11 protein-coding genes are annotated in these 14946 nt (G+C 70.7%); 4 read left to right on the top strand and 7 right to left on the bottom strand.

Going from position 1 to position 14946, the window contains the following annotated elements:
* Positions 1 to 9 precede the first annotated feature (9 nt).
* Positions 10 to 630 (top strand): NUDIX hydrolase, encoded by a 621-nt coding sequence (locus ACFVIM_RS21730; protein ID WP_384303643.1) that lies wholly within the window; start codon positions 10 to 12, stop codon positions 628 to 630.
* Between the two features lie 77 nt (positions 631 to 707).
* Complete coding sequence (locus tag ACFVIM_RS21725; RefSeq protein WP_384303637.1) at positions 708 to 1907, top strand: MarP family serine protease; 1200 nt, start codon at positions 708 to 710, stop codon at positions 1905 to 1907.
* Positions 1908 to 2073: 166 nt separating this feature from the next.
* On the opposite strand, the gene ACFVIM_RS21720 is transcribed toward ACFVIM_RS21725, so the two are convergent.
* From ACFVIM_RS21720 to ACFVIM_RS21695, 6 genes are all read right to left on the bottom strand, one after another.
* Positions 2074 to 2262, bottom strand: a complete 189-nt coding sequence (locus tag ACFVIM_RS21720; protein ID WP_384303635.1) for a hypothetical protein — start codon at positions 2260 to 2262, stop codon at positions 2074 to 2076.
* Positions 2263 to 2416: 154 nt separating this feature from the next.
* On the bottom strand, positions 2417 to 3346 hold the full coding sequence (locus ACFVIM_RS21715) for an alpha/beta fold hydrolase (protein WP_384303633.1): 930 nt from the start codon (positions 3344 to 3346) through the stop codon (positions 2417 to 2419).
* Between the two features lie 218 nt (positions 3347 to 3564).
* On the bottom strand, positions 3565 to 3996 hold the full coding sequence (locus ACFVIM_RS21710) for a phage holin family protein (protein WP_384303631.1): 432 nt from the start codon (positions 3994 to 3996) through the stop codon (positions 3565 to 3567).
* A gap of 135 nt (positions 3997 to 4131) precedes the next feature.
* Positions 4132 to 5523, bottom strand: a complete 1392-nt coding sequence (nhaA, locus tag ACFVIM_RS21705; RefSeq protein ID WP_384303629.1) for a Na+/H+ antiporter NhaA — start codon at positions 5521 to 5523, stop codon at positions 4132 to 4134.
* 315 nt (positions 5524 to 5838) lie between these two features.
* Complete coding sequence (acs, locus tag ACFVIM_RS21700; protein ID WP_384303627.1) at positions 5839 to 7803, bottom strand: acetate--CoA ligase; 1965 nt, start codon at positions 7801 to 7803, stop codon at positions 5839 to 5841.
* 366 nt (positions 7804 to 8169) lie between these two features.
* Positions 8170 to 10569, bottom strand: coding sequence for a bifunctional SulP family inorganic anion transporter/carbonic anhydrase (locus ACFVIM_RS21695; protein ID WP_384303625.1), 2400 nt, complete (start codon positions 10567 to 10569; stop codon positions 8170 to 8172).
* Positions 10570 to 10972: 403 nt separating this feature from the next.
* On the opposite strand from ACFVIM_RS21695, the gene ACFVIM_RS21690 reads away from it, so the two are divergent.
* Complete coding sequence (locus ACFVIM_RS21690) at positions 10973 to 12313, top strand: hypothetical protein (RefSeq protein ID WP_384303641.1); 1341 nt, start codon at positions 10973 to 10975, stop codon at positions 12311 to 12313.
* Positions 12314 to 12420: 107 nt separating this feature from the next.
* On the opposite strand, the gene ACFVIM_RS21685 is transcribed toward ACFVIM_RS21690, so the two are convergent.
* Positions 12421 to 13416, bottom strand: a complete 996-nt coding sequence (locus tag ACFVIM_RS21685) for an ATP-binding protein (RefSeq protein ID WP_384303623.1) — start codon at positions 13414 to 13416, stop codon at positions 12421 to 12423.
* A 112-nt stretch (positions 13417 to 13528) separates the two neighbouring features.
* Between ACFVIM_RS21685 and ACFVIM_RS21680 the strand changes: the two genes are divergently transcribed.
* Positions 13529 to 14368, top strand: a complete 840-nt coding sequence (locus ACFVIM_RS21680; protein ID WP_384303621.1) for an oxidoreductase — start codon at positions 13529 to 13531, stop codon at positions 14366 to 14368.
* Positions 14369 to 14946 lie beyond the last annotated feature (578 nt).

The following is a 14946-nucleotide window of genomic DNA, read 5'->3' as shown; positions in this document are numbered from 1 at the left end:
GTCCGGTCCATGGCGCGCGCCCTGGAGACCGTCGCCCCCGAGCAACTCTCCGTCTTTCTCCCGCCCGCGACCGGCCGGGTCCGGCAGTCCGCCGTCCTGGTCCTGTTCGGGGAGGGGCCGTCCGGGCCCGAGCTGTTGCTGATGGAGCGCTCGGGGACGCTGCGCTCCCACGCGGGACAGCCCTCGTTCCCCGGTGGCTCCCTCGACCCCGGGGACGGGGACCCGGCCACCGTCGGCCCCCTGCGCGCGGCTCTGCGCGAGGCCGAGGAGGAGACCGGGCTCGATCCCGCCGGGGTCCAGCTCTTCGGCGTCCTGCCCCAGCTCTACATTCCGGTGAGCCGCTTCGCCGTCACCCCCGTCCTCGGCTGGTGGCGCGAGCCCAGTCCGGTCGGGGCGGTCGACCCGGCCGAGACCGCCCGGGTCTTCACCGTCCCCGTGGCGGATCTCACCGACCCCGCCAACCGGGCCATGAGTGTGCACCCGTCCGGCCACATCGGTCCGGCGTTCACCGTCGGAGGGGCTCTGGTCTGGGGGTTCACCGCCGGGGTGATCGACCGGATCCTGCACTTCGCGGGCTGGGAGCGACCCTGGGACCAGCAGCGGCGGCTCCCGCTGGACTGGCGAGCGTGACAGGCTGACCCTCTGCCCCCGTGCCCTGTTCTCCCCTTGATCTACCCCCCGCCGACGGAACTGCGAGGCTTACGACGGTGAACGTGCTGGACATCCTGTTGCTGATCGCGGCCGTGTGGTTCGCGATCGTGGGCTATCGGCAGGGCTTCGTCGTCGGCATCCTGTCGGTGATCGGCTTCCTCGGCGGCGGGCTGGTCGCCATCTATCTGCTCCCGCTGCTCTGGGAGGGGCTGACGGCCGACTCCGAGGTCTCCACCACGGCGGCGGTCGTCGCCGTCATCGTGGTCATCATCTGCGCGTCGATCGGCCAGGCGTTCACCACCCACCTCGGCAACAAGCTGCGCAAGTACATCACCTGGACACCGGCCCGCGCGCTGGACGCCACCGGGGGCGCGCTGGTCAACGTGGTGGCGATGCTGCTGGTCGCCTGGCTGATCGGCTCGGCGCTCGCGGGCACCACCCTGCCGACGCTCGGCAAGGAGGTCCGCAGCTCCAAGGTGCTGCTCGGAGTCTCCCGGGTGATGCCCGAGCAGGCGTCGACCCTGTTCAGCGACTTCTCCTCGGTGCTGGCGCAGAACGGCTTCCCCCAGGTCTTCAGCCCGTTCTCGAACGAGCCGATCACCGAGGTCAGACCGCCCGACCCGGCGCTCGTCGGCAGCCCGGTCGCCGCCCGTGCCAAGAAGTCCATCGTCAAGGTCGTCGGCACCGCCGAGAGCTGCGGCAAGGTTCTGGAGGGCACCGGTTTCGTCTTCGGCGAGCGCCGGGTGATGACCAACGCCCATGTCGTCGGCGGCGTCGACGAGCCCACGGTCCAGATAGGCGGTGAGGGCCGGCTGTACGACGCCAAGGTGGTGCTCTACGACTGGGAGCGTGACATCGCCGTTCTGGACGTCCCTGAGCTCCGCGCCCGGCCGCTGGAGTTCGCCCGCGCCGACGCGCGTACCGGCGACAGCGCCATCGTCGCGGGGTTCCCCGAGAACGGCGCCTACGATGTGCGCTCGGCCCGGGTCCGCGGCCGTATCGACGCCAACGGCCCCGACATCTACCGCCGTGGCACAGTGAGCCGCGATGTGTACTCCCTCTTCACCACGGTCCGTCAGGGCAACTCCGGCGGCCCGCTGCTGACCCCCGAGGGCAAGGTGTACGGAGTGATCTTCGCCCGCTCGCTGGACGACGCGAACACGGGCTACGCCCTGACCATCGACGAGATCGAGGGCGACATCGAGGCGGGCCTGGCGGCCAGCCAGCAGGTCGACAGCGAGGGTTGCGCGCTCTGACCTGGGCGGGCCGACCCGCGGCGGACCCTGTCCTTCCGCCGGGCACCGCGCGGCGCCCCGCCGCCCGCTCGAAGCTGGCGTGGGGCCCCGACGGATCTCGGCCACCCCACGGTCACGCGCTGACCGTGGGGTGGGAACTGACGGAGTGTCCTGGCCTGGTGGGCGCTCAGCCGCGCGCGTGGCGCAGCCGGGCGGAGAACCAGCGGGCGCGCCGTCGCAGGATGCGCGGGATACCGATGTCCTGCGCCGGATGGTGGTGGAGTTCGCCGGGGAATCCCTCACCCTTGTGGGTGCTCGGTCCAGTGGCCGAGCGACGGTTGCGTGCCGCGTCACCGTAGTCGTACGTCCAGCCCATACCGGGACGTGTGCCCGGGGCCCAAGGTCGGTAACCGTGTCGGTGACGGCCAATTGGCCTATGCGTCGGGCACGTGGCCGAATGTGGTACATGTGTTCGCTGTTGCGGCCGGGATGCCCGAGCCGGAGTGCCGCGGACCTCGGCAGGACACGACCTAGCGGTCGGGCTCGGGATCCTTCAGCCAGTTGACCAGCTCGGCGGTGAAGGCCACCGGGTCCTCCTCGTGCGGGAAGTGACCGAGCCCGTCGAAGAGCCGCCAGCGGTAGGGGGCCTCCACGTACTCTCCCGAGCCCGCCGCACTGCGGGTGCGCATCGCCGGGTCGAGAGAACCGTGCAGATGGAGCGTCGGCACCCGGACCGGCAGTTTCATCCGGCGGTTGAACTGGATCCCGTCCGGCCGCAGCAGCGAGCGCACCATCCAGCGGTAGGGCTCGATCGAGCAGTGGGCCGTCGACGGGATGCACATCGCCCGCCGGTAGACCTCCAGCGCGGCGTCCTCGGGGGGCCGGGGACCCGACCACTCCTGGATCAGCTCGGCCACCAGCGCGCCGTCGTCCGCGACGAGACGGCGCTCCGGCAGCCAGGGCCGCTGGAAGCCCCAGACGTATGAACCGGCCCGAGTCTGCGAGAAGTCCGAGAGCATCGCCGAACGCCACCGCCGGGGATGCGGCATGGACGAGACCACCAGCCGCCGTACCAGCTTCGGCCGCATCACCGCCGCCGTCCAGGCGAGATAGCCGCCCAGATCGTGGCCGACCAGGGCCGCGTCCGGCTCACCGAGCGAACGCACCACCCCGGTGATGTCGAGCGCGAGATTGGCCGGGTCATAGCCGCGCGGGGTCCGGTCGCTGCCGCCGACTCCGCGCAGATCCATCGCCACCGCCCGGTACCCGGCCTCGGCGAGCGCGGGCAACTGGTGCCGCCAGGTCCACCAGAACTGGGGGAAGCCATGGAGGAGCAGCACCAGCGGTCCGTCCCCCATCTCGGCGATATGGAAGCGCGCGCCGTTGGCCGCCACATCGCGGTGGGTCCACGGACCGTCGATGCGTACGGGACTTCCGTTACCGGTGTCAGGGGCCGTCATGAACACGAGCGTGCCACACCCGGACAGATGGTGAGAGCCGCGCCCGCACGCCGGGACACCCGCCGGGCCGCCGACGGACCGGTCGTCCGGCGGGTCCCGTCGCGGGAACGGTGAGCCGACGGCTCAGGAGGTGCCGGTGACGGCTCGTCGGTGGGTGGACCGCTGGTACGGCGACGGTGAGCCGACGGCGGACCGGGTCCGGTGCCCCGCCGGTGCGCTCAGACCGGGAGCTCGGCCCGTTCCGGTCGGGGGTGCGGCTTGGCGTTCTGGAGCACGGCGGCCGTCTCCTTCGCCGACGCGATCGACCTCTCCGGCGGCTTGACCTTCTTGAACTTGGCGATGGCCACCAGTGCCAGCACCGCCGCCAGCACCACGAAGGCCCCGCCGACGATCAGGAACGACCAGGCGAGGCCGAGCCCCAGATTGTGAATGCCGTAGGCGGCCGCGAAGCTGAAGACCGGCAGCGAGAACAGCGCGAAGACACCCGCGATCCCCAGCGCGATGGAGCCGATCACTCCGCGCTTGACGTCCTGCCGCAGCTCCGCCTTGGCCAGAGCGATCTCATCGTGGACAAGTGCGGACATCTCGGCCGTCGCCGAGGCGACCAGCTCACCGATACTGCGCTCGGCGCTGGTGCCGGGGTCGCTCATCGCCGCTCCCTCTCTTCTGGGGTGCCCCCCTGCGGGGCGCCCGTGCTCCGAGACCGTGGTGACCTCCCCGGTCCCGTACCTCGGTACGTCCGTACTTTCGGACTTCTCGGGCGATCACCGGCCTCCGACATCAGATCATGCCGGACGGCCGTCATCCGTGCGCGGCGCCCCCGCCACTTCGGCCAGCCGTCGGTGCTCCGCCGCCTTCTTCTCGTAGATCTCCGCCATCCGCAAGTGGTACGCGGGGTTCTCCTGCTCGTAGATGTCGGGGATGCCGTCGTGGTCGTCGTCGCGCTCCTCGTCGTCGACGAGCGCACGGTAGGTGCGTACCCGGAGTTTGAGCAGGAACGCGGCGAGAACGGCGGCGATCAGCGAACCGGTCAGGACGGCGGCCTTGATCTCGTCGGTCAGCGCCGGATCCCCGGCGAAGGCGAGTTCGCCGATGAGGAGCGAGACGGTGAAGCCGATTCCGGCGAGGGTCGCCACGGCGAAGACATCGGGCCAGGCCAGGTCCTCGTTGAGTTCGGCGCGGGTGAAGCGGGCCGCGAGCCAGGTGCCGCCGAAGATACCGAGGGCCTTGCCGACCACCAGCCCGAGGACCACCCCCAGCGTCTCCGGCTGGGTGAAGACCCGGCCGATCGCGCCGCCGGAGACGCTGACCCCCGCCGAGAAGAGCGCGAAGAGCGGCACCGCGAGCCCCGCCGAGAGCGGCCGTACGAGGTGTTCGATGTGCTCACCGGGGGAGTGCGCCTCGCCCTCGCGGCGGGAGCAGCGCAGCATCAGGCCCATGGCCACTCCGGCGATGGTGGCGTGGACGCCGCTGTTGTACATCAGGGCCCAGATGACCAGGGCGAGCGGGACATAGACGTACCAGCCCCGTACCCCCTTGCGCAGCAGCAGCCAGAAGACGGCCAGGGCGGCCACGGCGCCGCCGAGCGCGGCGAAGTTCAGCTCACTGGTGAAGAAGACCGCGATGATCAGGATCGCGAAGAGGTCGTCGACGACGGCGAGGGTGAGCAGGAAGGCGCGGAGCGCGGACGGCAGCGAGGTGCCGATGACCGCGAGCACGGCCAGGGCGAAGGCGATATCGGTGGCGGTGGGGACCGCCCAGCCCGTGGTCGAGCCGCCGCCGACGGTATTGACCAGGACATAGACCAGCGCGGGCACGGCCATGCCGCAGATGGCGGCGATCACCGGCAGTGCGGCGGCCTTGCGGTCGCGCAGTTCTCCGGCGACCAGCTCCCGCTTGAGTTCGATTCCGGCGACGAAGAAGAAGATCGCCAGCAGCCCATCGGCGGCCCAGTGCTGTACGGAGAGATCGAGCCCCAGGGCCGCCGGGCCTATGTGGAAGTCGCGTATCGCGTCATAGCCGCTGGCCAGCGGGGTGTTCGCCCAGATCAGCGCGGCGATGGCGGCGACCAGCAGCAGCACGCCACCGACGGTCTCGGTGCGCAGCGCGTCCGCGATGTAGGTGCGCTCGGGCAGCGGCAGTCGGCCGAGGAACTTGCGGGTGCTGGGCGCGGGCATCAGGAGGGACCTCCGGTCGGTCGGGCAGGGCGAAGCACACGCCGACCAGACTTCCCGGCACACCTGAATCTTCTTGTCGCGATTTTGACGCGCTTCTTACCTTACCCAAGGTGCGCTCCGGGGTGAGAGAGCACCGGCCTCTATCCGATTTAACGGACTTATACCCATTCTGGGCAGGAAAAAGACACCCGGCGGCTGTTCCGCCCGCCGGGTGCCCTTGGCTCTCTCCCTGTCTCCCGTGCCCGCGTGCCACCGTTGTCAGGTCCCCGCCCATGGGCGGCGGGACGACGGCGGTACGGGCGGAGGGAGGCCCGCTCAGTCCTCCGAGGCCGCGCTCGGCAGCCGCGTCTGGATGAGATCCATCACGGACGAGTCGGTCAGCGTGGTGACATCGCCGAGCTGGCGGTTCTCCGCCACATCGCGCAGCAGTCGCCGCATGATCTTGCCGGAGCGGGTCTTCGGCAGCTCCGCCACCGGAAGGACCCGCTTCGGCTTGGCGATCGGGCCGAGCGTGGCGCCCACATGGTTGCGCAACTCCGCCACCAGCGCCTCGTCGTCCGAGTCGGCGGCGGCGGACTCGCGCAGGATCACAAACGCGACGATCGCCTGGCCAGTGGTCTCGTCGGCGGCGCCGACGACCGCCGCCTCGGCCACCTTCGGGTGCGAGACCAGCGCGGACTCCACCTCGGTGGTCGAGATGTTGTGGCCGGAGACCAGCATCACATCGTCCACCCGGCCGAGCAGCCAGATGTCGCCGTCCTCGTCCTTCTTGGCGCCGTCGCCCGCGAAGTACCGGCCTTCGAAGCGCGACCAGTAGGTGTCGATGAACCGCTGGTCATCGCCCCAGATGGTGCGCAGCATCGACGGCCACGGCTCGGTGAGGACGAGATAGCCGCCCGCGCCGTTGGGCACCTCCCTGGCCTCGTCGTCCACGACGGTGGCCGAGATGCCGGGCAGCGCGCGCTGCGCCGAACCGGGCTTGGTCTCGGTGACGCCCGGCAGCGGCGAGATCATCATCGCGCCGGTCTCGGTCTGCCACCAGGTGTCGACCACGGGGGTGGTGCCGGCGCCGATGTGCTCCCGGTACCAGATCCAGGCCTCGGGGTTGATCGGCTCACCGACCGACCCGAGCACCCGCAGCGAGGACAGGTCGAACTTCGCGGGGATGTCGTCGCCCCACTTCATGAACGTCCGGATCGCGGTCGGCGCGGTGTAGAGGATCGAGACGCCGTACTTCTGCACGATCTCCCAGAACCGCCCCTGGTGCGGGGTGTCGGGCGTCCCCTCGTACATCACCTGCGTCGCGCCGTTGGCCAGCGGTCCGTAGACGATGTACGAGTGGCCGGTGACCCAGCCGATGTCGGCGGTACACCAGTACACGTCCGACTCGGGCTTGAGGTCGAAGACGGCGTGGTGGGTGTAGGCGGTCTGGGTGAGATAGCCGCCGGAGGTGTGCAGGATGCCCTTGGGCTTACCCGTGGTGCCGGAGGTGTAGAGGATGAAGAGCGGGTGCTCCGCGTCGAACGCCTCGGGGGTGTGCTCGCTGGACTGACGGTCCACGATGTCGTGCCACCACAGGTCCCGGCCCTCGGTGAACGCGGTCTCCTGGCCGGTGCGCCGCACCACCAGCACGTTCTCCACCTGGGGACACTTGGTGACCGCCTCGTCGATGGCGGGCTTGAGGGCGCTCGGCTTGCCCCGGCGGTAACCGCCGTCGGCGGTGATGACCAGCTTGGCGTCGGCGTCCTGGATCCGGGACGCGACGGCGTCCGCGGAGAAGCCGCCGAAGACCACGGAGTGCGCGGCACCGATCCGGGCGCAGGCCAGCATGGAGATGGCGGCCTCGGGGATCATCGGCAGATAGATCGCGACCCGGTCGCCCTTCTGGACGCCCAGCTCGGTCAGGGCGTTGGCGGCCCGGGAGACCTCGTCCTTGAGCTGGGCGTACGTCAGGCTGCGGCCGTCGCCCGGCTCGCCCTCGAAGTGGATGGCGACCCGGTCGCCGTTCCCGGCCTCGACATGCCGGTCCACACAGTTGTAGGCGACATTGAGCTTTCCGTCGGCGAACCACTTCGCGAACGGGGGGTTGCTCCAGTCGAGGGTCTCGGTCGGCTCGGTCGCCCAGGTCAGCCGTCGCGCCTGCTTGGCCCAGAAACCAAGCCGGTCCGCCTTGGCCTCCTCGTAGGCCTCCGCCGTCACATTGGCGTGCTCGGCCAGAGCGGCCGGTGGCGCGAAGCGGCGGCCCTCCTGCAGAAGGTTGGCCAAGGTCTCACTGCTCACGACATCTCCCTTTCCCAGGGCGTCCTCTGTGCGTATGTGTTCCAGGCCATAGCTCACCAGTCGAAGCGCCAGGTGACAAGAGCCTTCTGAGAATTGGTTTAGACCTATGGGGCGCATTTCCTGCTCGACACAGGTGGCCCCTCCTTCCCGGGCGGCGGGAAGAAGGGGCCATACCCTTTCACGGATGACGCGGGGATCCGGTTCAGACGCGCGCTCATGCGGGGGGCCGTGACTCCGGGACGGGGCGTCCGCGGGGCCGGGCCAGAGCGCTCGGACCCTCCTCGTCAGCCCGTACGGCTGGTGCCCCGCCCGCCGGTCGCGGCACCGGCCATGCTCCCTGGCCCGGGCCGACCCAGCGCACAGCCCTTAGCCTCCCGTCCTGACCAGCGAGGACGCGGCGGGCGGCACCCGATGGAAGACCACCTCGAACCCCGGCCCGCCCAGGTCGGCGGGCTGGGCGGACTCGGCGGTCGTCGAGAGGAGATACGCCTGCGCCTCACCGACATGGAAGTACATCCCATGCAGCGTCAGCCTGCCCTCGGCGAGTCTGCGGGCCACCGCCTCCTGTGCGCGCAGATGCTCCAACTGCTGGACCACATTGGTCAGACAGAGCTGCTCCGCCGGGTCCAGCACCTCGCGTCCGGAGAGCCTGACCTCCGGCCCCTGGCCGTCCCGCATCCGCTCCAGGCTCGGCTGTGCGTGCTTCAGCCAGCGCCGGAGCGGGGTCGCCGGGGCGGCGGGGGCCTCCCCCGGCCGTACGCCGACGGGACCGGTGGAGAGCAGTGACTGCATCGCCGCACAGCCCGAGTGACCGCAGATGGTGATCGACTCCACCTCCAGCACCTCCACGGCGTACTCGATCGCGGCGGCCACCGAGTCATCGCCGCCCCCGGCGCCGGGCAGCGGGACCAGATTGCCCATATTGCGGACCGTGAAGAGGTCACCCGGACCGCTGGCCGTGATCATGCTGGTGACCAGCCGGGAGTCGGTGCAGGTGAGGAAGAGCTGGGACGGCCGCTGGCCCTCGCGCGCCAGCCGCGCCAGTTCCTCGCGTACCAGCGGAGCGGTGTCCCGCTGGAACGAGCGGAGCGCGTCGGTCAGGGTGCGGGCGGCGGTGGCCTCCGAGCGGTCCTCGCAATGGTGGTTGCGCCAGGCGGTCCAGGGGCGGCAGCAGCCATGCGATCCGGGGGAGTCGACCGCCGGTTCGCTGATCCGCCCTCCGGCGCGGCCAGTGAACTCCACCGATCCGCCCTGCGACTGATGGGCCGTCTGCCAGTCGTGCAGCGCCTCATAGGCGGCATGGTCCATGAAGGAGCCGTCCAGCTCCACCACACAGGTGGCGCCCGGGGGGACCTGCCCGAGCGTCCGGCTGAGCCGGGGCACCGCCAGGAACGTCAGCTGTCCGCGCACCCGTACCCGGTGGATCCCGTCCCGCTCCTCGTCGGTGATCCGGGTCCGGGTCAGCCGGTGCAGGGCGACGGAGACGGCGACCGCGATCCCGATCGCCACGCCCTCCAGCACCCCGGTGCCGACGACGGCGGCCAGCGTCGCCGCGTACACCAGCATCTCGCGATTGCGCCGCACAGTGCGCAGATGGGTGATGTTGACCATCTGGACGCCCACCACCATCACCAGCGCGGCGAGCGCGGCCAGCGGGATCAGGTCGAGCACCGGCACCAGCAGCAGCGCGGCCAGCACGATCCACAGCCCGTGGAGCGTCGCGGAGTTCCGGCTGACCGCCCCGGCGGCCACATTGGCCGAACTGCGCACGGCCACACCGGTGATGGGCAGTCCGCCGAGCGACCCGGAGACCACGTTGGCGGCGCCCTGTCCGGCCAGCTCCCGGTCCAGCCGGGCCCGGGGGATCCGTACGGACGGTGCCGTGCGGGCGGCCACCAGTTTGTCCACGGCGACCGCCGACAGCAGGGACTCCACGCTGCCGACCAGGGTGATGGTCAGGACGGCGGCGATCAGTCCCAGGACCGGCCCCTCGGGCATCTGGGGCAGGGCGTGGCTGCTCCAGGACGGCAGATCGACCCGGGGCAGCTGGAGCCCGGCGACCACGGCGAAGGAGGTCGCCACCGCCACGGCGGCCAGCGCCGCCGGGATCTTCCGCAGCAGCCGCCCGGGCCGCCCCCGGAGCCGGGGCCAGAGCAGCAGCAGCGCGATGGTCAGCAGGCTCACCGAGAGCGCGTCCCCATGGAGGTCGGCGAGCTGCGCAGGGAGCGCCCGTACGTTGTCCACGGCCGAGCTCTGCGGGGTGCCGCCCAGCACGATGTGGAGCTGGGCGAGGGCGATGGTGACGCCGATGCCCGCGAGCATGCCGTGGACGATCGCCGGGCTGACGGCGAGGGCCGAACGGGCCACCCGCAGCGCGGAGAGCCCGAGTTGGGCGAATCCGGCGAGAACGGTGATGGCGCAGGTGACACGCCAGCCGTACTGCTGGATCAGATCGGCGGTGACGACGGTCAGTCCCGCCGCGGGCCCGCTGACCTGGAGCGGTGCCCCGCCGAGCCGTCCGACGACGATCCCGCCGACGGCCGCGGCCACCAGCCCGGCCTGGAGTGGTGCCCCGGTCGCCAGGGCGATGCCCAGGGAGAGCGGCAGCGCGATCAGGAAGACGGAGATGGAGGCGGAGAAGTCGGCCCCGGCGATGGGGAAGCGGCGGCGGCCGGTGCCCGGGGGCGGGCCATGGGGGGGTGGTGCGCCGGTCCTCCCCGGCTCAGGGGGCGGGGGGTCGGTGCGGGTGGGGACGCAGGCGGACATGTTCCCGTCTCCTCCGGGGCAGCGCGGTCGCGGAACGTGGGGGACGCGGCCGTGGGTCACGGCGTACAGCGGCGGGATTCTCAACTCTCAGTAAATTGATCGTAATGCAGAGTAAAGACGCTGGCAGGACTATCCCGGCAAATAGGCCAGTCTTTCACTCGTTCCGGTGATTAATCCGCTTAATGCGGCTCGTCGTTCCCCTCCCCTCTCACCCCCGGTGCGACGTTGGCGGCTCCATCGCATCAGTACGAAAAGCACAAAGTCATATGAAAGAGGTGGGCGGATGAAGGCCGCCACGAAAAGGGCCGTCGTGGGGGCGGCGCCCGCGTGCGAGCGGGGCGGCGCGGGTGGCGCGCCCCGGCACAAGGGCCTCGTCCTGGGCGCGGCGGTCACGGCGCTGACCATGGGCCTGGCGGGGTGCGCCGAAGACGACCGCGGTCGGGCCGACTCCGCTCGGAAGGTCGCCCATAAGGCCGCCCCTCAGCTCATCGGCGACGGATCCACCGCCTTCACCGGCGTCCAGCCCGGACTGCGCAAGCCCCACCGGCTGAAGCCGGGCCAGCGGCCCCCGCAGTTCGTCGTGTTCTCCTGGGACGGCGCGGGTGAGGACAGCCAGCGGCTCTTCTCCCACTTCCGCAAGGTCGGCCGGAAGTACGGCGCCACCATGACCTACTTCCTCAGCGGCGTCTATCTCCTCCCGGAGGAGAAGGCGACCTTGTACCTTCCGCCCCAGCATGCCGCCGGTCGCTCCGACATCGGCTTCAACGACGTCCAGGGGATCCGCGACACCGTGCGCGAGCTACGCGGCGCCTGGCAGGAGGGTAACGAGGTGGGCACCCACTTCAACGGCCACTTCTGCGGCCCTGACGGCGGGGTCGGCACCTGGTCGGTCGAGGAGTGGAAGAGCGAGATCAGCCAGGCCAAGTCCTTTGTGAAGAACTGGAAGACCAACTCCGGGCTCACGGCCGAGCAGCCGCTCCCCTTCGACTACGACAAGGAGCTGATCGGCGCCCGCACCCCCTGTCTCGAAGGGCGCGACAACTTCGTCCGCGCCGCCGCCGAACTGGGCCTGCGCTATGACACCAGCGGCATCGACGACCAGATCTGGCCGGAGAAGGAACGCGGGCTGTGGGATCTCTCGCTCCAACTGGTCCCGATCCCCGGCCGCTCCTTCGAGACGCTCTCCATGGACTACAACTTCATGGTGAACCAGTCCGGGACGGTCAAGGGCGACCCCGCCTCCCACGAGATGTGGGGCGACCAGATGCGCGACGGCCTCGTCCAGGCCTTCGACCGGGCCTACAAGGGCAACCGAGCCCCGCTGATCATCGGCAACCACTTCGAGTCCTGGAACGGCGGCACCTATATGCGCGCCATCGAGGAGACCATCGCCACCGTCTGCGTACAGAAGGAGGTGCAGTGCGTCTCCTTCCGGCAGCTCGCCGACTGGCTCGACGCCCAGGATCCCCGGGTTCTGGCCAAGCTGCGCACCCTGGAGGTCGGTGAGGCTCCCCGGCGGGGCTGGACGGACTTCCTCGCCGTCCAGCCCGTCACCCGGGCCGGCCAGCCCGCCCAGCCGACCGCCCCGGTCGCGGCCCGTGCCGCCGCTACCACCTCGCCACCGCCCGCCCTGCTCGGCGCTCCCGGCTCGGCCTGGAATCCGTACGGGATCGGGGAACCCTCCCTCCGTAGCCGGGCCGGGGCCGCGTCGGACGAACCGGCGCGGGCCCCGGCGTACCGCTGAGAACTCCTTTGGCCCTCATGGCCTTGAGCCGCCGAGGTTCCTTAGGAGGCGTGTCCATCGGTGGCGCCAGGGAGGCGCATAAGCCGACGGCGCGTACGGCGGTGGTCTCAGGCGGGCAGTGCGGCGCCGACGCCGGAGCAGTGGTCGCCGAGAACGAAACCGGGGTCGACCTGAGCCGCCAGGTCGACCCCCGTCTTCGCGTTGCCCCAGCTCTCGGCGTTCTTGAGGTGGAACTCCACCATCTGCCGGGTGTAGCGCTCCCAGTCGCGGCCGTCGTGGGCGTCGGCGGCGGTCCGGGCGAGGAGCTCCAGCGCCCGCTCGTTCTCCGGCTCCAGTGCGTCGAAGGGGCGGGCGCGGCCCTTCTCCATCGCGCGGACCCAGTCCGAGTGGCCGACGGTGACGAGCAGGTCCTCGCCGACCTGCTCGCGCAGGAAGTCGATGTCGTCCTGACCCTGCACCTTGTTGCCGACGACGCGCAGGGCGACACCGAAGTCCCGCGCGTACTCCTTGTACTGGCGGTAGACGGAGACGCCCTTACGGGTCGGCTCGGCGACCAGGAAGGTCATGTCGAACCGGGTGAACATCCCCGACGCGAACGAGTCCGAGCCCGCGGTCATGTCCACCACCACGTACTCGTCACGGCCGTCGACGAGATGGTTGAGACACAGCTCCACGGCGCCCACCTTCGAGTGGTAGCAGGCGACGCCCAGATCGGATTCGGTGAAGGGGCCGGTCGCCATCAGCCGGATCTCCCCCGGATCCAGCCGGACGGGCCGGGCGCAGGCGTCGTAGACGGGGTTGTCCTCGCGTACGCGCAGCAGCCGGGAGCCCTCCCCGGGGGGAGTGGTCTTGATCATGGATTCCACGGAAGTGATCCGGGGGTTGGCGCCCCGCAGGTACTCCTTGATCAGCGGCAGCTGCGCCCCCATCGCGGGCAGCGCGGCGGCCTCGGCCTCGTCCAGGCCGAGCGCGGCCCCGAGGTGCTGGTTGATATCGGCGTCCACCGCGATGACCGGGGCGGGACGGGCGGCCAGATGGCGAATGAAGAGCGAGGACAGCGTCGTCTTGCCGCTGCCGCCCTTCCCTACGAAAGCGATCTTCATGTTCACCTAGGGTAATGGTTTGATTGCTGGGTGCTGTCAAGTTGCGGGAGGCGGCGTGAAGAAGACCACTCCGGCGTGGGGCGTGCGCTGGGGGCGCGTAGCCTCGCTACCTATGAGTACGCACGGGCCGACGACCGATCCCCTCGCCGCCCTCGGAGCCCTGCCGGGCGTTCCCGAATCCGTGGAGTCCGTCCGGACGGCGGTCGACCGGCTCTACGGCCACCGCGTCATGCGACGGCGCTCCGCCGAGGTCGCGGCGGAGGCCGCACTGCGCGGCGCGCGCGGTTCGGCGGCGCTCTCCGGCGCCGACTGGGCGCTCGAAGAGGTCCGCAGGCGGACCGACTTCGGAGGTGACCCGCAGGCGCGCGTCATAGGTGCCGCGCTGCGGATGAACGCGGAGGCCGGACAACTGCTGTCGATCTGGCGCCAGTCCCCGCTGCGGGTACTCGCCAGGCTGCACCTGGTCGCGGCGGGCGGGGCTCAGGAGGGCGCCGCCGACGAGCGGCTCGGCCGCCCCCGGCGGGCGGGCGAACCGGTCGACGAACCGCTCATCGCCGCGCCGCTCCCCGCGGTGGACGAGATGAGCGGACGGCTGGACGGACTCGCCTCCCTGGTCGTCGCGGGCAGTTCCGCGCCCGCGCTGGTGCTGGCGGCCGTGGTCCACGGCGAACTGCTGGCGCTGCGCCCCTTCGGTACGTACAACGGGCTGGTCGCGCGGACCGCCGAGCGGATCGTCCTGATCGGCAGCGGGCTCGACCCGAAGGGGATCTGTCCGACCGAGGTGGGCCACGCGGAGCAGGGGCGGGCGGCGTACCTGGCCGCGTTCGAGGGCTATCTCGCCGGAACACCGGAAGGGATGGCGGCCTGGATCGCGCACTGCGGGCGCTCGGTCGGACTGGGGGTCCGGGAATCGACAGCGGTCTGTGAGGCGCTTCAGCGGGGCGCGGCGTAAGCGAGGGCGGTCCGGTGGGCAGTGGCAATGGCAGGCGTCAGTGCCCGGTGGTGGTGAGGGGCGGCTCCGCGGGACGGTCGGCCGCTCGCCGACGACGCGTGAGGGTGCCGCCGGGCCTGCCGGTGCTCAGAGGCGGAAACCCGACATGACCCCGGCGCGGCCCTGACAGGCGACGGGCTGAGGCGACAGGGGGCCTGAACAGGGTTGCGGCGGTACCGGATCGGTACCGCCGCTGGCATGTCCACCGAGTTACCATGCGTCCTCGAATGATGTGCCCATCAGGCCGGGAACTCTGCCCTCACCTGGTGCGGCTGGCCCGTATTCGACGGGTCGACGTCGCGTGGGTGCCCGGTTTTCATGCTCGGTCCGTGGGGCCTTGCTGCGTTTTCTCGGTGATCCTCTCGGATGTCCTTGGTCTCGCGGGCCGTTGAATCCTTTGTACTCCTGCGGGCGGTGAAGCGGAAGCCCTCGCCGGAGTTCTTTACTTTTAGGTTCAAATACGGACAAAGGGTTGGGTGGGGGTCCCGTACTTCTCCGTGCTTCTCCGCAGCTTCTCCGCGCGGCGCCGCTCGCGGGGC

Source organism: Streptomyces sp. NPDC057638, assembly GCF_042800315.1.
In the GTDB taxonomy this organism is placed as follows: Bacteria; Actinomycetota; Actinomycetes; order Streptomycetales; family Streptomycetaceae; genus Streptomyces.
This window is presented reverse-complemented; position numbering and strand designations above follow the sequence as displayed.